We start from the raw sequence: 17,636 nt of genomic DNA, 5'->3' as shown, positions 1-17,636 counted from the left end.
TAGCACTGCGCTCTCTACGCCCTTGTGACGCAGGCAACTGAGATATCTCACCGACTGGAATGACGGCCGGCTCAGAACCGAGCTCAATTTCAAATCCTGTCGTAGAGCGACCAATAGGATTTTGCCATTCGGACGAAGCGGCGGCGGTCCTCGGCGAATTCTTGTAGAAGACAATAGCTGGAGTCTTGTCGGTTAGATCAGGGAATCACGCGATCGGCTCGCAATCGATCGAAGGCGTCGGTGAACGACGCAACCGTATCCTGATAGTCGAGGAAACCGAGCTTTCGACTGAGGGTCATGTCATTGAAAGTTTCGACTTCGCGACCAAGGTCGGCGTCCGTATGCCAGAAGGATGCAACCTTGGAAAGATGATTTGGCTCAAGTCCGTACTTGGCAACAATGCCATCCCAGATCGGTGCCGCATCGGCCATGCTTGTCTCCAATGGCCCCGCCTTGCCGGGATAGGGCGCTGCCTCGATTCCGAAGTAAGCGGCCAATCGCGGCCACAGCCAATTCCACCGGAAAATCTCGCCGTTGACCACATTAAACGCCAAGTCCTTGGCCTGGGGAGTCGTGCTCGCCCACAGCAGATGCTTGGCAAGAATTCGGCCGTCTGTCACGTCGATGGCCGCTTCCCATTGTTGTGGTGAACCTGGAAATACAAATGGACGACCTGTTTCCCGGCAGATCGAAGCGTAAACGCCGAGTGTGGCCGCCATGTTCATGACATTGCCTACTGCATATCCAATCAGGGTATGAGGCCGGTGCACGGACCAACTGAATCCATCCCGCTTGGCCGCAGCGAAAACCTCGTCCTCCTGAACATAGTAGAAATTGTCGAAAGGAAGCCGCGGCTGATCCTCGCGGAAGGGCGTTTCAGGCTTGAACTTGGCGTAGGCATCGAAGGGTCCAAGATAGTGCTTGGTTCCCGTGACCAAAGCGGTGTGCTCAACGCCTTGGCCTTCCACCGCTTTCAGAAGGTTGCGCACCATGCCGCCGTTAACACGGATATTCTCGACTTCCGTTGCCTGCCGCGACCAAGTGGTGATGAAGACATGGCTTGGCTGCAGGTCGGTCAAAACGGACTTCAGGCTGACAGGATCGTTCAGATCCGCACTCAGCGAATTGACGCCGTTCAGTCGGGATGGGGATCGAGACAGACCGGAGACCGTCCAACCTCCCACGTCGAGAAGATGTTCGGCAAGATGGCCGCCGACGATGCCGGTAACGCCTGCTATGAGTGCATGTTTCATGAAAGTCGTCTCAACTGTCGAGGAAAGCCATTTTGAAGCTATGCGGAGCATTCCGACCGAATGCAGATCTAAGGCCGGTCTAATTGGAGATCGTGAGGCCGGATCGAAAGGTCAAGGGCAGCCTCGCGAATTGCCGCAGCACCGCCAAATGCGCCACGTGCCGCAAATTCGCGACTAGCGTTCAGCTCAAGGTTGCTTCACAAAAAAGCGTGTTTCGTTAGATCTCTTTTTAGAGCCTCTGAACGGTACCGTCACTATATGACATTTCCCTTCAAAACAACGTCCAACCATCCAATTCACCTCGTTAGATATCGTTCATGGTCGGGCGAGATGTGCAAATTTGCCCTCTCGATTACCATTACAGGAGATACCATGAAAAACTTCTTTTGGATTGTCATTGCTGGACTTATGGCCGTCTTCATGACTCTGACGTCACTCAGTGCAACAGCTGCGAGTATACGCGCCCAGGCAGCTGCAACAGATGTAAATATGGTTCAGATAAAGAAGAACAATCAAAGGCAGTATGAACATAAGCATTATCACAAGAAACACTGGCATCGTCATGATCGACGTCATCACCGCTTCGACCAACGCCATGATCGTCGCGGCCATTGGCACGGTCACCACCGCTATCATGAACATCGGCGGGGCTAGTGTCTTCAGCGTTTGTCCCCAGTTGACAATTGCAGGGCATTGATGCCGCTGATGAGTTCGAAGAAGCGCGGATTAAGGAGTTAATTCGTGACGGATGACGATGCGCCCATCGACCTGTCCCGCTGCAAGGTCTTCAAGTGCGGTTTCAATGCCTGCAAGCGATATTTCCCGCATTTCCATTGCGAAAGGTTTGTCGCTGTGCATATGCAGCAGCTCGCGCATTTCGAGCCGTGTGCCCACACTCGTTCCGGTGATCACACCCCTGTGCCTGTAAGCCATTCTTGGCTCACTGGCACCAGTGCTGATACCATCGCCGTGGCGACAATTCTCCCACGGGGACGAATGCCTCCAATCCTCATAGGCCAGGTTGCTGCTGTTGGGGCAAAGTTGATGCATGCGTGCATCCCTCCAAGGCTTCCCAACTTCTCGATCGCCGTATCGTTCGCGATCAATGTCGCTTGTGCACCCGCAGCTCTTGCAAGCTTGAGTTTATTTTCGGAGACGTCGAGCGCAACGACGAAAGCTCCGGACCGCACTGCGATCTGAATAGCGTAGGGACCGAGGCCGCCGCAACCGAATATAGCGCAGCGCATGCCAGCTTTCAGTTCAGCCCGGCGAATGGCGGAATAGGCAGTGACGCCTGCACACATTAACGGGTGTCAGGAACTCGATAAGTTGCCTCAACGATCTGCGACTTATTGTTATTGTTCGGTAATTTTTCATAGGTTGGCTCAAAAAAATGGGTACATACCTCATTAGGTGCCTCATCGCAGACTCATTAACCCGCCTCAAATGCTACTCAAACATAAACAAGCCTGGAATGACCCGGGCTAAACCTCTGGAAAATATATCCTTATTGAAGTTCGGGAATTTTATCTCGGCAGTAGCCATGGCTCACCCCACCATGGAATCGACCGTGCCGCTTCACTTTGTAACTGTTACGTACTTAGAAATGCACCCCTCCAGTATTAGTCTCCAGTGTGTCGTCCGTGCGCATCACTTGATGGACGTTTCAGCAGTTATCAAGCAACGCGGATTTTCCGATTGCTTCGCATCCGACTTCGCGGCTTTGGTCTCAATGGTCGATCGATCAGAAATAAACTAAAGCCACCCAAGAGTGGCGTGCGTGTAGGCCGCAAATTGCGGTTCCTCGAAATCCAGAACGGTCAGGGGTCTCGCCCTGATCTGGAAATCACCGCCAGTTCCGGTTGTCGGTATCAACGACGAAATATCGTCAATGGCAGAACGTGTAGAACGCGTGAAGGGAGGGGACCACCATGAGTAACTCCGACGTCAAATCAAACGGATCGAAGAAAGCCGTGGAGGAACCTCGATCACCAGGTGGGACCAGCAACGAACCAGATAAGAAACCGGACAAGGAACCTTGCTCATCGAATGCTGCCGCCAGCTGCAACATTAACATCCATATCAAAAGCACCGGAACCATCAATATCTATAACTGCTCCAGCCCTTGCGAACCCAAGGACAGGACACCGAAAGACCGCGGACCTGCCAAACCTGCCGGTTCTTGCCTTGCCGTACCACCCGGACGAAAACACAAGCTCAGCCGGGAGCAACGGCTTAACAAATGGAGCCAGGGCACGCCCGTGCCAAGCGCGTTGGCGGCAAGCACGCTTCACACAATTCGGCGGTACCTTCTCAACAAAACTCCAGCAAATGCCCTGGAAACCTCGTCTTTTGCCATTTTATCCAGAATGACGCCTGAGATGCGCGAGGTGATGTCCTGTGCCGTTTCGTCCTACGACGGACTGCCGAAAGAACAACGGAAGCAACTGTTCGACACGTCGCTAGCTTTGGGAGACGATCAGCCGGTCGACCCAGACTTGTTGGCGACGGCTGTGCTGCAGGAGCTGACCCGTCGCACCGGACTCGTGATATTCAATGATCCGGACGGGCTCGAACAGGAACGCCCGGGACAAATCCGCGTCTACGAACCTGTGGGGGAAGATTTCTTCACCCAAGTACGAATCTGCCGGATCAATGACCTGAGAACCGCAAATTACATTCCATCCCTTACTCCGGGAGACCTTCTTCCCGATGAAGTGCAGCACGACTGCTCGTCTCAAATCGTCGACGGCACGGTTCAGGTCGTTTGCCAGGTTCGAACCGACGATTGTCCCGGTCACCGTTTCAACGAGGAAGTCTGTTTGCGCGTTCTCGATATCGAGGCGGGCAACTCGGTAGTCCTGCGGGGCGTGAACTACTTCAGCACCGACGCAAAGGTAAGATTGACATCGCGGCCCCCTGCCACAGTCGTCCGCGAAGTGGACGCCCATGTTTTCGGCGACGTCACAACGCCTGTCAGAGAAACTGTAAACGGCGAGTCAGTGCTGATCAATGATTGCCGCGTTGACGACAGGATTACATTCCGGCTCCCTGATGACCTGCCGCCCGCGATTTACGAGATACAGGTCGTTGTCCCCAATGTCACCGGCATCGCGTCGTTGGGACCGTTCATGATCTCCAATACCGAGTTCATCAACGTATTGCCGGCATCGACGGCAAGGTTCCAGATAACTGCGGAACGTCTTGGGTGCCGAAAGGAATCGTCGCCCACTTGGGCCGGCTCCGACGAGGTCGGACTGACGTTCCTGACGATCGCGCTTTTCCCCGACCTTACCATGAGCGAAGCCGTCTCCAACAAGTTCCCGATATTCGGAGACGTCGATTCCGCGGAAAACCGCACCTTGAACCGGGTGCTCTTTGACCAGCAGCAACCGATCGCCGCAGTCGTCGTCACGGCCCTCGGGCACGAGGTGGACGGCCAAGATGCCTATGACAACATGATCACCGACTGGAAGGACATCTTCGTCGATCTTGTCAAGGATCAATGGAAGTACATCACCGCCGGCCTATCGGCGGCGGGTGGGATTGCTGCTATCGCCAAGCTCGGACCCTACGCTTGGATCGCCATCGGAATAGGTGCACTGGTCACAGCGGGCATCGATCTGATCATCGCGCTATGGGCTCCCGCCGATCTGATCATCGAGGACAGCTTGGGGTATTCGACGGCTGACCTTACCGCGCTGACGAGCGAGAACTATCCCGCGCCGTCGACTGCAAGCTATGTCACTGCGGGAAAAATCACGGTCAATCCGCAATTCGTCGACAAGATACCCCTGCAATATCGAGTGCGGCACGACTACGTGGATCAGGATGAGGACACGCGCTATGACATCACGTACCGGATCAATCGTGTAGCGTAGACCCACTGTGATCGCGACGAATGCGGGTGGGGTTGGAACTAAACATCGGCGCGGGAGCGGACGATCCGGCGGCCCCCCAGGCACACTCAGTGCGCCGAGCGTCACATGTTGACGCTGGCGGCGGAACACTCAACTTCAATCAGATGTCCGCCAGCGATGGCAGCGGTACGGCTGCTGGCGGTCTTGATCCAATCACTGGTTGCGTATGCTGCAGGGCCCGGCGCGACCCGTGGCGTAGACGGATATGGCCTGCCACGGGGTCTTGATTATTATGGAACTGCGCAAAGTGTGCCGCCAGCACGGGCCGGGGAGGCGAGCGCGGTCAAGTCGGATTGGCCGACGTTACTTCCTCGGTAATTACCTCGAAGCGAGTTAATAACGAGGCACCAAAACTGGTCGATATGGCCACGTCGGTTGCCTCACGCCCGGTGGCCATGAGTATGCGCCCTATGCGCGCCGTGTTGTGGCTGGCGTCGACGGTGTGCCAGTGACCGCCAAGATATACTTCGAACCATGCGCTGAGGTCCATGGGATCCGGATTGAATAGGACGCCGATGTCGCCAAGATACCCCGTGCAATATCCTGAAAGCAGCGTGTTCATACAAACGGAAACGCCAGCACAGAACCAGACACCTGCGCCCGCCGACGCGCAAACTAGACCCGCTTCCGACAGCAATGCTGCGAAGCCGATGCAACGGAAAATGGACAAGAACGATGAGGGCACTGTGGACCTATCTGAGTTCACCAACATGGCGTTTGAAGCAAGCCGACACCAACGGCGACGGGGCGCTGTCGCAGGATGAAATTAAGGCGATGGTGATGAAACGCATGGTCCGGCGCGGCGAATGACCAATCGCCTCGATATTAACAGCGACGGTGTGGTGACGATCGCAGAAGTCGAAAAGCAGAAAGAAAAGCGGTTTGCATTGATGGATCGCAATGACGATGGGAAGTTGGAACAAAGCAAACTCCGCCACGGCAAGAACACCCACAAGGGACGTGAACGCCGCGGCCATCAGCAACATCGCGAAAACGGCAATGGCGAGAACTAAAAGATTGCATGGCACAACTTGGCGGCCGCGATTGCAACGAACGGCCGCCTGAGGCCTCTAGTGGGCAACGACATGACTTAGCGCGCGACGAGGACTTTCATGGGATTTTCCTGGAGCTGTCGCATCATCTGTTCTTCGAGCAAAGATGGCATTTTACCAACCATGGAAATCGCACCGTTGGCGGGGAGTGCATGCAAATGCTGGCAACCCTTGGCCTTATGCCATCATTTCAGTCGTCAGCGTCGGCGGATCGTTCGCGATCAGCATCGCGCCAAGCTTTAGTATATGCATAGCACCGCTATTTATTCTCCCGCCGCCACTTCCGAGATTTCTCTGCTGCCTTTGCCTTTTGCTCGGCCGCGCGGTCATACTCAATGCAACACAAAAACCTATAACAGATGGATGCGCTTCCCCGTGTTTTTCTCAAAAAGGAATACGTCCTCGGTCCTGTAACCGATAGAAACGTTATCTCCCAATCCGATGGCTGCTGACCGAGGTGCCACGACGATAAGTGGACCAGTCGCCGTCTTGGCGTGAATGTTGCGATTGCTGCCCGTAGTCTCGATAAGCATCACTTCGCCCGGGAATTCGATCGCCATCCTTTTGTCGCCCGTTGACAGAACGCCGTTTTCGGGCCGCAAACCAATTACAACTTGTGATCCTTCAAGCTCTGGAGGGCAAGTTATCGGAATGCGGATTCCCTCAATGGTCTTGACTAAACCTTCCTTACAGACGGCATCGATAAAATTCATCGGGGGCGATCCGATGAACCCAGCCACGAACAGACTTGCCGGATCGTCGTAAATTTTTTCTGGGGTGTCGAATTGCTGAAGCACACCCTTGTTCATGACGGCGATCCGGTCAGCCAATGTCAACGCCTCCACCTGATCGTGTGTGACGTAGATCATCGTTGCCTTCAATTGCCTGTGCAGATGCTTTATCTCTGCCCGCATACTGCTCCTCAACTCAGCGTCGAGATTGGATAAAGGCTCATCCATCAAATACGTCTTGGCGTCACGGGCGATCGCCCGTCCCATGGCGACGCGCTGGCGTTGGCCGCCGGACAGGTCCTTGGGCTTTTTGTGGAGATAGTCCGAAAGCTGCAAGAGATGCGCGACCACTTCGACGCGCCTTAGCCTTTCGGTTTTGGAGACGCCGCGCATTTCCAAACTGAAGCCGATGTTCTCTGCGACTGTGAGGTGGGGGTAGAGCGCATAATTCTGAAAGACCATCGCGATGTCGCGGTGCTGCGGCGGGATATCGTTGGCTACCCTGCCGCCTATTCTGAGAGTTCCCGATGAGATCCGCTCCAAACCAGCAATCATGCGCATCATCGTTGATTTGCCGCAACCTGAGGGACCTACAATTACGACAAACTCGCCCGGCTCGATATCGAGATCCACGTTCTTAACAACGGGAGTATCGGCTTGGTACGACTTGCTGACATTTTCGAGCGCAATCGAAATCATGACGCTCGTGTATCCCGATAGAATTCATCACGAACGCGTAGAGCAACTGACGGCCGGTCGGTGGTCATGACTTTGGCACCCAACGCAAAAGCTTTTGTCATCTGGGGCACGCTATGGGCGGCCCAGCAACCAATCTCAATCGCTGATTGACCGCACATTTCCGCGACCCGTTCATCGAGCAGTTCGATATTGACGCCGATCTCGGGAATGGCGTTCGTTCGGGCAATGGAAATTATCTCCGGAATGCCAAGCTGCCTAAGGAGCTGCGGGCTGATCAACCAAAGAACAGGGCGTTCCTGCGTCCGCTTAAGCTCCTGCAGGATTTCCAAATAAAAGGCAGAGAACACTGTCTTCTCCAGCATCCCCTCTCGCGCCAATGTTTCGGCCACTTGTGGAATGAATGACTTGTAGGGAATGCCATTCTTGTCGGCTTTGATCTCACAGCGAAAGCCAACTGACCCGTCGCGATAGATGTTGCAAAGCTCTTCGAGGGTGAGGGGGCTTTCGCCCTTCGAATAGTTGATGCGCGCGGCTTTGATCTCATGCAATGTCAAATCAGCGAGCGCTCCGACACTGTCCGTGGTGCGATCCATGTTGGCATCATGATGCACCACGATGTGCCCGTCCGCCGTCGGATGCACATCGAACTCCACTTGCTCCAGTGGCATGCCGGACGTCGCGCGAAAGCCAGAGGGTGTGGAGTCGCCATACTCGAGGGTGCCGCCCCGATGGGACGCTATCATCGTTTTCATTATATTTCCTTCAGTGGTCATTTGATTGCGCCCATGGAGATGCCGCGGACGAGGTGGCGCTCAACGAGGGCAAATCCGAGTAACACAGGAAGCATCGTCAGTGTGGCGGCCGCCATGACCAGTGGCCAGTTCACCAGGCCTTCCTGCGCATCCATCTTGTAAAGCCGGGCGAGGCCAATCTGCAGTGTCAGCATGTCCGGACTGTCGGTAGCAATCAGCGGCCAGACGTAACTGTTCCACTCTCCCAAGAAGATGAACAGCCCCATCGCGTAAATGGCAGGTTTCGACATGGGGATGATGACGCGGTAGAGCACTTTCCAGGCGTTCGCGCCATCCATCCAGGCCGCCTCGTCGAGGGAGCGGGGTATGCCGCGGAAATACTGGCGCAGGAAGAATGTCGCAAAACCGTTGGCCACAGCGGGCAAAATCAATCCTGCATAGGTGTCGAGCAGGCCCACTCTGGCAAAATTCAGGTAGTTGGGTATCAGCGTGATATGACCGGGGATCATCAGGGTTGCAACTACAAGCCCGAAGATCAAATCCCTGCCGCGGAACTCGAAACGCGAAAATGCGTATGCAGCCATGATCGACGTGGCCAGGCTGAGGATGGTTACCCCGCCCGACACAATCAGGCTGTTGAAGAGGTAGCGGAGAAAATTCATCTTCTCCACCGCATCGACATAGTTCTGAAGTGTCATTTCGCCGTTGCCGGAAAAAAAGCGATTGGCCGTCTGAAACGAGATCCAGATGCCGTAGAGGAGGGGGGAGAGGAACAACAGACCGACCGCGACAGCAGTGCTCCTCAGGACAACGCCGCCGCTAGTGTTCATAATGCACCCGCTTGCCCAATATCCGGGACTTCAAGACCGTCAAAACAACCAGGAATACGAACAGCAACACTGCAAGCGCCGAGCCCTTACCGACATCGAACAGCGTGAATCCGGTCCGGTAGAGCATGTTCACCATCATATCGGTGGACATCGCGGGCCCGCCCTGCGTCATCACGTCGACAATGGTGAAAATCTGGAAGGACTCGATAACGGAGACGATGAGCAAAAAATATGTGGTCGGCATGACGAGCGGAAACGTCACCCTCCGGAACGTATGCCACCTCTTGCCGCCATCCATCTTTGCGGCTTCATACAGGTCTTCTGGAATTGCCTGCAGGCCTGCGACGTAGATGACGATATCGTAACCCAATTGCTTCCAGGTGTTGACGATGATGATCACCCAAAGGGCAAGCGAAGGCGTCTGCAACCACGGCACTTTGGCGATGCCGAGATTGTTAAGCAGCGCATTCGCGACGCCCGCGTCGGTGGAAAATATCCATGACCATATGACGGCAATGGCGACGCTGGACGTGACGGCGGGCAGGAAGAATGCCCCTCGCAGCGCACGCACGGTCTTGCTCTCGGTGGTCAGGTAGCGCGCGATGGCTATGGCAAGGGCCAGCCGCAAGGGTACTGAAATGGCGGTGAATATCAGCGTGATGGTGACTGAATTCCAAAACTCATCCGAGCGCACCAGTTCGCTGTAGTTCGACAAGCCAACGAACGGCTTGTCGGACGACATGAAATCCCAATGACGGAAACTCAGATCGAAACTGACGAGTATGGGCCAATAGGTGAATGCCAAAATGCACAGGACGATGGGTAAAACCATCGCATAAGGCGTGAAGCGAACAAGCATCTAATATCCGAAGGACGGCCTGGAGCCGTCCCTTTCTCTTTGCGGCAATGTCAGTTGGTGGTCTGGGCTCTGGTCTGGGCAGCAAGTTCCTTGAGGGCATCCGGGACCTGTTTTTGCCCAAGTGCGACGCTTTCCCATACGCCGTATTCCATCTTGCGCATCCAGGTGACGACAGGCGGGCGCGGCCGGCCACGGGCGTAGTCAATCTGCTTGATCGACACGGTGATGCCCTCGTCCTTGTTCGCGGCGTCGGCAGCGACCTTGACGTCAAGCGTCTTCTTGTTGATCGGCAGGTAGCCTGTGGCCGCAAACCAGATCGCATTGGCTTCGGGGCTCGCCATGTAACTGATGAAGTCGTAGGCGGCCTTCTTCTTCTCGGCGTCGATCATGCTGACGATACCGATGCCCGCGCCTCCGATCGGCACCCGGCAGACCGCCTCACAGGGGAACGGCGCTACGCCGAGATCGTCTCCGAGGGCTTTTTTGAAACCGCCGAAAACCCCAGTAGAGTCCAGGTTGATAGCGACGTTTCCGGCGGTGAATTGCGCTTTTGCAGCATCCTCGTCTGTGATGCCGTCCACCGATGCGACTTTGTACTTACGCACGAGGTCGGCCATCCACTCATAGGCGGCAACTGTTTTTGGCGAGTCGACAATCACGTCGTTCGACACAGGATCGATCAGATCGGAATCGTTGCTCATGACGATGCCCCAGCGAGCGAACTGACCCATAGGAGTGATGCCGAACTTGCCTTGGGCCCCGAGTTTCTCCTGCACGGTTTTTGCGGCACCCAACAGATCATTGAAGTTCTTGAGGGGCACCGTATCAGGCAGCCCAGCCGCTCTGAGAAGGGCTTTGTTGTAGTATGTGACGGGCGTCGAGGAATTAAACGGAATAACGTAGTTGGAGCCTTTGTACTTCCCGACATCGAGGGCAAAATTGTAGAGCTGTTCCTTCAGCGGATCCTTGTCGAGGTATGGCGTAAGGTTCTCAAGGATCCCCTTTTCGGCAAACAGGCCGTAGCGCGTGATTTCCAGCAAGACCACGTCCGGATATCGTTTGGCTGGTATTGCAGCTTGCAGCTTGGTGACGATGTCATTGTAGTCGCCGATTTCCTGTGCGGTCACCTTGATATCCGGGCGCTTCTTTTCGAAGTCGCTGATAATCTGTTCGAGCGCCTTGCCGTTTCCGCCGCCGAACGAATGCCAGAAGGTGATGTCGGTCTCGGCCCATGCGGGTAGCGAGAAAACGGTAAGAGCCGCACCGATAGCCAGGGTTTTGAGGGATGTCACTTGATATCTCCGGTTCTAATCACTTCCGGATTCAACGAATCCGACTTGCGCGGATTCTGGTGATCTCCCGTGACAACGGCTTGTCAGTTCCATGACAGTTCGATGACTGTGAATAAATGGGCCTGACCCAACAAATGATGCCGTTTTTTCGCAATTAAAACTTTGACTATCGCGCCGGGGGGGCGACGAATGCTTAGTCCCCGCCAATGTCGGTTCAGTGACATCCGGGACATGAAACTGCTGAGACAGAGCCTGATGATAGACTCGAGCAGTACCTCCGCGGCTGTTGCGCCCCTTACTTAGTCTTGTCGGGCCTGACAAAAATGATCATCGTCAGGAACAACAAAAACAGTTCGACCGCTCAATGGCTCAGTAGCTGGATGGCCAGACACTCCACTCGGAAGCTGCGGACGATCCTGATGCGGCAGAACCCAAGCCCTTCGTCGTCCACTGGTTCGCCCATGACGTGCCTGGGGAATTTTCGCCTTCAGCCATTTGCCATCCGTGCAAGATTGAACCTCGAACATGCTAGGCATAGACCCTGTTGCGCCGCCAACTGTTGGGCGGCTCGCCAACTAGCCGGGTGAACAGACGCGTCATGTGCGACTGGTCGGAGAAACCGCACGCGAGGGCGATATCCGCAAAATTCTCGTTACGAGACAGCATCATTGTTTTCGCGCGCTCGATCCGACGTTTGATGAGATACATGTGCGTTGCCTCGCCAAAACTTTGCTTGAAAGCCCGCTGGAACTGGCTTGAGCTCAGGCCCACCAAGGAAGCGAGTTCGGAAATCGTGATGCGTTGATCTAGATGGGCATCGATGAATTTCTCAACCTTCTGCTTTCGGCACATTCCCAAGCCGCCCTGACATTTTCGATGACAGATGACCGAAGTTCGCCGTTGTAACTGTGCTTCGATTGAAAGCACTGCTTCATTCGCGCATAACATCGACGTCCTGGTGTCGATACCCCAAGTCGTCGAGATGAATTCGCGCAACCTCGTAAAAAGCTCAAGCCCTGTAGAATGTCTCAGAAACTCGGAATGGGGGGGCAAGCTGGGCATGACGGCTAGATCGGTAGTGCCATTTGCACCAGTCGCTTGTATCTCTGACCGCACTGAACCATCCTCCGCGTTGTGGAAGTGAGTTGAAGGACACCGTCGCGCAAAAGTTCATCATGCGAAGGACGCCGTTTCGCGCCCGCCGTGCACCGTATCCTTAAGGACCGCAATCCAACCTGCGTTGCAGGAGTGTCATGCCGGTCAATCTGCCTTGATCACCATCTCAGTATCCCGATGGTTGGCGAAGACTGGCCCCAGAACGAACTTGACGCAATTGTACATAGGTATCGATCCCGGACGCGCTATTCAAGCGGATGACGGGCAAAAGAAAGGGATGGACAGTGGCCTTCCCGTTTCTCAGTACCGGAGCGTTCGTGTTGCAAACGTGGATTGCTAGCTTGAAGTAAACCCATTGATACGGCGATCTACGAGCCAACAGAATGGGGCCAAAGATGCCTTCGCTTTTGCGCCGATGCTCCCAATGATGCGGCATCCGTTCAAGCCGCACAGAATTCCATGTGAGACGCTGCGACGAAACGAAAGGGAGGAAATTTGACAAGAATTGACGATGCCACGGGTCCCCCTCCCTGGTGAACAGCATCGTTGATCCGTGCGTTCGTCACGGCAAGCGGCTCCCGTTCGACCCGTTCCCCCCCACGGGCGGGGGCCGCTACTTTCCCACGGCGCTTCAACTACCCCTTTTCCGGAGGTCACAATGGCTAGAATTCTAACGTCGAATACGATTGATCTGCCGCTTGCATCCCGCCTGACCACAGCCGTGTTCTCGCTGTTATTGGGCGCGTTTATAATATTCGGCGTGGGGTTGTCGCATTCAGTAACGTTGCACGACACGGCACATGACACGCGCCATTCGTATGGCTTCCCTTGTCATTAAAACCACAGTAGCAGCGGAGCAGCGACTATGTTGATGAAATATCTTCTCGCGACAATTGCAGCTGGATTGTTCGCTGGCATGCTTTTGACACCGGCGATGTACGTGCGAACTGTGCCCCTCATTCTTGAAGCCGAGCGATATGAAAACGCTGCATATGGCCACGATCACTTGAACGCAATCACCGCTGTCGATGCAGGAGCGGGCAACACTTTTCCTGCAAAATTGCCGCACAACGCTATTGAAGAAGACGACCAAGCCTTGCCGTTTGGTCGCCTCACCAACACGCTGCTCGTCAATCTTGTTGCTGGTGCAGGTTTCGCCTTGGTCACGGGGGCCGCCGCTTTATTCCTTGGACTCAAAATCAAGTTTGCGAACGGAATCTACTGGGGTCTTGCGGGTTTTTTCATCTTCAACCTCTCGCCTTCGATCAGTTTGGCGCCGGAGCTGCCTGCCATGCCCGCCGCCGACTTGGCATCCAGGCAGGCATGGTGGTTGGTGACCGTGATGCTGGCAGCGGGAGGCCTCTATCTTAGCGTTCTTCGCCGGGAATTTGTCGCGAAGGTTTGGGGGGTAGTTTTGATTTTTGCCCCCCACCTCTACGGCGCACCCCGAATAGCTGATCTTAAATCGGGCGTCCCGCCGACGCTCGCCTCGGAATTTGCCGTGTCGACGCTAGTGACAAATATGTTTTTCTGGATGATTCTCGGCCCCACCCTTGGATTTTTCCTTCAAACATACGCCGAAGTCGAACATCGCGATCGACAGGATAGCCTGCCTCGGGCGTTGAATACGAACAGCAAGCCAAGATAATCTCGCAGTAGTCCTAGATAGCCGGCTGGCACGTTTGTCTGAAGCTACACGGCGAACAGGATGCTCGGCAGGCAGCCGAACATCCTGATGAATGACTCCGGACCATTGGACGAATCGCAAAGAGTAATATGGTTCACAAAACTTGCATTGCGGCGTTATCGGAAATCCCCCGAAAGTGGTGTCCATCCCGCAGCGCGGGTAACGCCGAGGCAAATCAGTCTGGTTCAGCGAAGGAAGTTATTGGGAGTATGAGAGACCTGGGGCCGATGGGAAGACGCCCACTTCGCATTGTCAGTACAAAGACACTGTCTTGGGCTTCAGCATTAAAATTTTTTCGCGTCACAAGGTTCAAGCCGCGGCCTGTTGGTCGCGCTCGATTGGCCAATGCCGATATCCCTATCAAAACGGAGACGGCTTTGCCTTTCGCATCATTGCCACAAGGAAAACGCAGGCAAGGGCGCCTAACGCCGCAACTGAAAAACCGTCAATAAATGACAGTACCGCTGCTTGACGCGCGACAGCGGCGGCCAGCAAGGCAGTCGCCTGTGCGGTCGCAGCTGCTGGATCGCTTGTGTGCACTCCCAATGCACTCCGGAAAGCCGCTATCCTGTCGAGTGTCAATCCGGCGATCCCGTCGATGTGAAGGCCAATGAGGTTCGAATGAAGTTGTTCGCGTATGCGTACATAGGTCTGCATGAACGCAGTGCCGATTTCCCCCCCGAACAGGCGGCTGACCTGAATGAGGGCGCCGATCGTGAGCGCCTCGGCAGGGTTGATCGATCTCACGATCAACACCACCAAAGCGGTCAGTGCAAAGGATTGACCTAAAGCCTGCAAAATCTGCGAGGGAAGGAAATCGCTTGTTGCCCATTGGCTTGTCAGGTTGGTAGCCATCAGACAGGCTGTGCCAACCAGCGCGGCACCAATGGCAAGAACCCATCTCCCATCGACACGTTTGAGCAGCGCTCCAAGGGGAATCACGATGAGAAGTTGTGGAAGCGCAATCCAGAGCAGGACCGAGCCCACCTGAAGCTCGCGAAAATTCTGGACTGTCTGAAGGTAAGTGGGAATGATGTACGCCGTTGATAGAATTATGAACCGAAAGCCCGCGAGCAGGAGCAGCAGCAAGACCAGATTCTCGCGGAAAATCAGACGGATGTTTATGAAAGGGTGGTCCGTAACAAGTTCGCGGACAATGAACGCAATGGTCAGCAAAAAACCGGATGCCAGCAACGCGTTGATCATGCCATTATTGATCCAATCCAGTCGATTGCCCTGATCCAGACCCGCATACAACAAACTGAACCCGATGGCGGCATAGGCCACACCTGGCCAGTCGAACCGGCGCAGAAGATCAATTTTGATTTCCTCCCGGGGGACGCCATGCCAAACACACACCGCCATGACCGGCAGCATCACGCAGTACTGCCAGGATATCCATGCCCACGACCAATTGTCGGAATACCAGCCCTCCAGAGATGCTGCTACATTAAGGGATAACTCGATATTCATCGCATAGATGGCGATCCCGTAGATGACCATGGTTGCGGGGAGGCTCCGCACTATGAAACTGATCGTGAGTGGAATGAACGTTCCAGATCCTACGCCTGCCAGAAACTGCATGGTCAGGAATGCGGCTAGGTTGGGAGAGAATGGACCCAGAAGGCTCGCGACGAAAAACAGGATGATCCCGAGAAGCAGAATTCGGCGAACACCGAGTACCGCGCCGAGATATGGCGATGTGACACCGATCAGCATCTGGCCGACTGCGAAACTGGTGGTGATCCAAGCCCCTTCGTCATAGCCTGCGCCAAGCGCCCCGCGCAGATCCGCAAGGCCAAAACTTGTCACACGGCTGCCCAACGTGGCCATGACCGCACCCAACATTACGCCGACAAGACCGATATACGGGCGGTACGAATCGATCGAAAGTCGGGGATGCTGTTCCGAAACCGGATGGAGGGCAATTCCCGCCGAGCTGAAGGGCCCTGCTTGGAGACTCATGGCTGTGGCGAGGCTTTGGCTAAACTGGGGTGTGGCTCTGTAGCGGACCTCGTGTCGACTGTCGCTTGTACCGACATTCCCGGCCGTACAAGCTCGCCAAGGGCCGGGTTGGCATCGAGCACAATCTTTACCGGCACCCGCTGCACGACTTTCGTAAAGTTGCCCGTTGCGTTGTCAGGCGGCAGTAGTGCGAAGGTCGAACCCGTACCTGGTGACCAGCTGTCCACATGGCCGGTCAGCACGACGCCGGGAAAGGCATCGACCGTTACTTTGGCGAGTTGACCCATCCTGATATTCGTCAGTTGGGTCTCTTTGTAGTTCGCCGTTACCCATAAATTCGGCATGGGAACAACGGCGATGACCTGTGTCCCGACATTGACGAATTGACCGGGCCGAACCTGACGTTGACCGACAAGGCCGTCGGCCGGTGCCAGAATGCGTGTGTAACGAAGATTGTTCTCGGCGAGACCGACCTGCGCCTCCGAAGCTTTCACCTGCGCGGCAAGCAATTGCTCCTGCACGTCGAGCCCGGCGAGCAGTGCGTTCTGCTGATCGAGCTGCGCCTTGCTCAATTCGAGCTGGGCATTGGCGCGCTTTTCGGTTGCGTCCGCTTGCTCAACCAATTGTTCGGTGCTCGCAATCCGCGTATCGAGAAGCCTGTGCTGGCGGGTCAGCTCGAGGGACGACCGTACAAGGTCTGCATTCGCAGCCACGATCGTCGCCTCGGCCTGTCTCACGAGAGCGCGTTGTTCATCGCGCTGATGCGCCAGATTGGCAAGTGAAGCGCGCGCCGAAGCGAGGTTCGCTTCAGCAAAGGCAAGCTGTGCGCGGTAATCGGAAGGTTCAATTTCGACGATGAGGTCGCCCTTGCGAACGGCTTGATAATCTCCCACCGCGACAGTAGCCACATAGCCGGAGACCTTTGCAGAAAGCGGAGTAACGTCTCCTGCAACGAAGGCGTCCTGTGTTGCCTGGAAACGGGCGTTGCCAATCCATTTATTCCAGTTGGCTGCAACGAGCCATGCCAGCAAGGCGACCACGAATACGAAAAGAACACGTAGCAAGGGAAAAAGCCATCGTCGGCGCTTCTCATTCGCAGTCATTTCCGGAGCTGCTGGCTGTCCACTTTCCAACTTTGTCCCCTCGATAAGTTCGTTTAGTCGCTGCGATAGGTTGGCAACGAGCGCAGGCAGGACGTTTATATCGTGGCTTTAATCTCCTTGCCAACTAACCTGCTCCTGCCATTCCAAAGTAAGCCTTTACAAGATGGATGACCACCGTGACACGGCGTGCCCTTGCCAGTAGTATCGGCCGGGGCAGACAGGTGAAAAGCAAAACGATGCTTTGACGAAGCAAAGCATCCCATCAATCTGCCAGCCATTAGGGAATCTCTTCATACCAACCAGTCGGAAGTACCTTCCGTGCCTTGGAAGTGTTGATTGGCAGCCAGCCATCCCTCAACAGCCCGCGGTTGAGAGGT

General features: G+C 55.2%; 17 protein-coding genes and 1 pseudogene. 6 read left to right on the top strand and 12 right to left on the bottom strand.

The window, feature by feature from the left end; translation table 11 throughout:
- Nucleotides 1-197: 197 nt before the first annotated feature.
- Complete coding sequence (locus tag PHA01_RS21895; RefSeq protein WP_271898466.1) at nucleotides 198-1,253, bottom strand: SDR family oxidoreductase; 1,056 nt, start codon at nucleotides 1,251-1,253, stop codon at nucleotides 198-200.
- A 523-nt stretch (nucleotides 1,254-1,776) separates the two neighbouring features.
- On the opposite strand from PHA01_RS21895, the gene PHA01_RS21890 reads away from it, so the two are divergent.
- Entirely contained in the window at nucleotides 1,777-1,950 is a 174-nt protein-coding gene (locus tag PHA01_RS21890) for a hypothetical protein (RefSeq protein ID WP_271898465.1), read from the top strand.
- 29 nt (nucleotides 1,951-1,979) lie between these two features.
- Here the strand turns inward: PHA01_RS21890 and PHA01_RS21885 are convergent, their stop codons facing one another.
- Together PHA01_RS21885 and PHA01_RS29455 are read right to left on the bottom strand one after the other, a co-directional pair.
- Nucleotides 1,980-2,186: a hypothetical protein gene (locus PHA01_RS21885; RefSeq protein WP_271898464.1), complete on the bottom strand. Its 207-nt coding sequence runs from the start codon at nucleotides 2,184-2,186 to the stop codon at nucleotides 1,980-1,982.
- Nucleotides 2,162-2,500 (bottom strand): zinc-binding dehydrogenase, encoded by a 339-nt coding sequence (locus PHA01_RS29455; RefSeq protein WP_417021012.1) that lies wholly within the window; start codon nucleotides 2,498-2,500, stop codon nucleotides 2,162-2,164. Before PHA01_RS29455 ends, PHA01_RS21885 begins: the two co-directional genes overlap by 25 nt.
- A gap of 684 nt (nucleotides 2,501-3,184) precedes the next feature.
- Between PHA01_RS29455 and PHA01_RS21880 the strand changes: the two genes are divergently transcribed.
- Entirely contained in the window at nucleotides 3,185-5,134 is a 1,950-nt protein-coding gene (locus PHA01_RS21880) for a hypothetical protein (RefSeq protein ID WP_271898463.1), read from the top strand.
- 322 nt (nucleotides 5,135-5,456) lie between these two features.
- Here PHA01_RS21880 and PHA01_RS21875 read toward each other — a convergent pair.
- Nucleotides 5,457-5,717, bottom strand: a pseudogene (locus PHA01_RS21875) (transglutaminase family protein); the annotation flags it as partial.
- 131 nt (nucleotides 5,718-5,848) lie between these two features.
- On the opposite strand from PHA01_RS21875, the gene PHA01_RS21870 reads away from it, so the two are divergent.
- On the top strand, nucleotides 5,849-5,983 hold the full coding sequence (locus tag PHA01_RS21870) for an EF-hand domain-containing protein (protein ID WP_271898462.1): 135 nt from the start codon (nucleotides 5,849-5,851) through the stop codon (nucleotides 5,981-5,983).
- Nucleotides 5,980-6,186, top strand: coding sequence for an EF-hand domain-containing protein (locus PHA01_RS21865; protein ID WP_271898461.1), 207 nt, complete (start codon nucleotides 5,980-5,982; stop codon nucleotides 6,184-6,186). Before PHA01_RS21870 ends, PHA01_RS21865 begins: the two co-directional genes overlap by 4 nt.
- A 389-nt stretch (nucleotides 6,187-6,575) precedes the next feature.
- On the opposite strand, the gene PHA01_RS21860 is transcribed toward PHA01_RS21865, so the two are convergent.
- The 6 genes from PHA01_RS21860 to PHA01_RS21835 form a co-directional block, all read right to left on the bottom strand.
- Nucleotides 6,576-7,655 (bottom strand): ABC transporter ATP-binding protein, encoded by a 1,080-nt coding sequence (locus tag PHA01_RS21860; protein WP_271898460.1) that lies wholly within the window; start codon nucleotides 7,653-7,655, stop codon nucleotides 6,576-6,578.
- Nucleotides 7,652-8,407: a glycerophosphodiester phosphodiesterase family protein gene (locus PHA01_RS21855; RefSeq protein WP_271898459.1), complete on the bottom strand. Its 756-nt coding sequence runs from the start codon at nucleotides 8,405-8,407 to the stop codon at nucleotides 7,652-7,654. The genes PHA01_RS21860 and PHA01_RS21855 overlap by 4 nt, the downstream gene beginning before the upstream one ends.
- 17 nt (nucleotides 8,408-8,424) lie before the next feature.
- Nucleotides 8,425-9,237, bottom strand: coding sequence for a carbohydrate ABC transporter permease (locus tag PHA01_RS21850; protein WP_271898458.1), 813 nt, complete (start codon nucleotides 9,235-9,237; stop codon nucleotides 8,425-8,427).
- Entirely contained in the window at nucleotides 9,227-10,096 is an 870-nt protein-coding gene (locus PHA01_RS21845) for a carbohydrate ABC transporter permease (RefSeq protein ID WP_271898457.1), read from the bottom strand. The genes PHA01_RS21850 and PHA01_RS21845 overlap by 11 nt, the downstream gene beginning before the upstream one ends.
- 50 nt (nucleotides 10,097-10,146) lie before the next feature.
- Complete coding sequence (locus PHA01_RS21840; protein WP_271898456.1) at nucleotides 10,147-11,388, bottom strand: ABC transporter substrate-binding protein; 1,242 nt, start codon at nucleotides 11,386-11,388, stop codon at nucleotides 10,147-10,149.
- Between the two features lie 528 nt (nucleotides 11,389-11,916).
- Nucleotides 11,917-12,240 carry a helix-turn-helix domain-containing protein gene (locus tag PHA01_RS21835; protein ID WP_271898455.1) on the bottom strand — a complete coding sequence of 108 codons (324 nt, stop codon included), beginning with the start codon at nucleotides 12,238-12,240 and terminating at the stop codon, nucleotides 11,917-11,919.
- 922 nt (nucleotides 12,241-13,162) lie between these two features.
- On the opposite strand from PHA01_RS21835, the gene PHA01_RS21830 reads away from it, so the two are divergent.
- The gene (locus tag PHA01_RS21830) at nucleotides 13,163-13,342 is read left to right on the top strand and encodes a CbtB domain-containing protein (RefSeq protein WP_271898454.1); all 180 of its coding nucleotides are present in this window, start codon (nucleotides 13,163-13,165) and stop codon (nucleotides 13,340-13,342) included.
- 27 nt (nucleotides 13,343-13,369) lie between these two features.
- Nucleotides 13,370-14,152 carry a CbtA family protein gene (locus tag PHA01_RS21825; protein ID WP_271898453.1) on the top strand — a complete coding sequence of 261 codons (783 nt, stop codon included), beginning with the start codon at nucleotides 13,370-13,372 and terminating at the stop codon, nucleotides 14,150-14,152.
- 399 nt (nucleotides 14,153-14,551) lie between these two features.
- On the opposite strand, the gene PHA01_RS21820 is transcribed toward PHA01_RS21825, so the two are convergent.
- Nucleotides 14,552-16,156, bottom strand: coding sequence for an MFS transporter (locus tag PHA01_RS21820; RefSeq protein WP_271898452.1), 1,605 nt, complete (start codon nucleotides 16,154-16,156; stop codon nucleotides 14,552-14,554).
- Nucleotides 16,153-17,259, bottom strand: coding sequence for an HlyD family secretion protein (locus PHA01_RS21815; RefSeq protein WP_271898451.1), 1,107 nt, complete (start codon nucleotides 17,257-17,259; stop codon nucleotides 16,153-16,155). The genes PHA01_RS21820 and PHA01_RS21815 overlap by 4 nt, the downstream gene beginning before the upstream one ends.
- Between the last annotated feature and the right edge of the window lie 377 nt (nucleotides 17,260-17,636).

This window comes from Candidatus Phyllobacterium onerii (genome assembly GCF_028331445.1).
Classification (GTDB): Bacteria; Pseudomonadota; Alphaproteobacteria; order Rhizobiales; family Rhizobiaceae; genus Phyllobacterium; species Phyllobacterium onerii.
This window is presented reverse-complemented; position numbering and strand designations above follow the sequence as displayed.

Coding starts and splice junctions, on each gene's coding strand:
- PHA01_RS21895 (WP_271898466.1), bottom strand. CDS start 1,253: ATGAAACATGCACTCATAGCAGGCGTTACCGGCATCGTCGGCGGCCAT.
- PHA01_RS21890 (WP_271898465.1), top strand. CDS start 1,777: ATGAACATAAGCATTATCACAAGAAACACTGGCATCGTCATGATCGAC.
- PHA01_RS21885 (WP_271898464.1), bottom strand. CDS start 2,186: ATGGCTTACAGGCACAGGGGTGTGATCACCGGAACGAGTGTGGGCACA.
- PHA01_RS29455 (WP_417021012.1), bottom strand. CDS start 2,500: ATGCGCTGCGCTATATTCGGTTGCGGCGGCCTCGGTCCCTACGCTATT.
- PHA01_RS21880 (WP_271898463.1), top strand. CDS start 3,185: ATGAGTAACTCCGACGTCAAATCAAACGGATCGAAGAAAGCCGTGGAG.
- PHA01_RS21870 (WP_271898462.1), top strand. CDS start 5,849: ATGAGGGCACTGTGGACCTATCTGAGTTCACCAACATGGCGTTTGAAG.
- PHA01_RS21865 (WP_271898461.1), top strand. CDS start 5,980: ATGACCAATCGCCTCGATATTAACAGCGACGGTGTGGTGACGATCGCA.
- PHA01_RS21860 (WP_271898460.1), bottom strand. CDS start 7,655: ATGATTTCGATTGCGCTCGAAAATGTCAGCAAGTCGTACCAAGCCGAT.
- PHA01_RS21855 (WP_271898459.1), bottom strand. CDS start 8,407: ATGAAAACGATGATAGCGTCCCATCGGGGCGGCACCCTCGAGTATGGC.
- PHA01_RS21850 (WP_271898458.1), bottom strand. CDS start 9,237: ATGAACACTAGCGGCGGCGTTGTCCTGAGGAGCACTGCTGTCGCGGTC.
- PHA01_RS21845 (WP_271898457.1), bottom strand. CDS start 10,096: ATGCTTGTTCGCTTCACGCCTTATGCGATGGTTTTACCCATCGTCCTG.
- PHA01_RS21835 (WP_271898455.1), bottom strand. CDS start 12,240: ATGTGCCGAAAGCAGAAGGTTGAGAAATTCATCGATGCCCATCTAGAT.
- PHA01_RS21830 (WP_271898454.1), top strand. CDS start 13,163: ATGGCTAGAATTCTAACGTCGAATACGATTGATCTGCCGCTTGCATCC.
- PHA01_RS21825 (WP_271898453.1), top strand. CDS start 13,370: ATGTTGATGAAATATCTTCTCGCGACAATTGCAGCTGGATTGTTCGCT.
- PHA01_RS21820 (WP_271898452.1), bottom strand. CDS start 16,156: ATGAGTCTCCAAGCAGGGCCCTTCAGCTCGGCGGGAATTGCCCTCCAT.
- PHA01_RS21815 (WP_271898451.1), bottom strand. CDS start 17,259: ATGACTGCGAATGAGAAGCGCCGACGATGGCTTTTTCCCTTGCTACGT.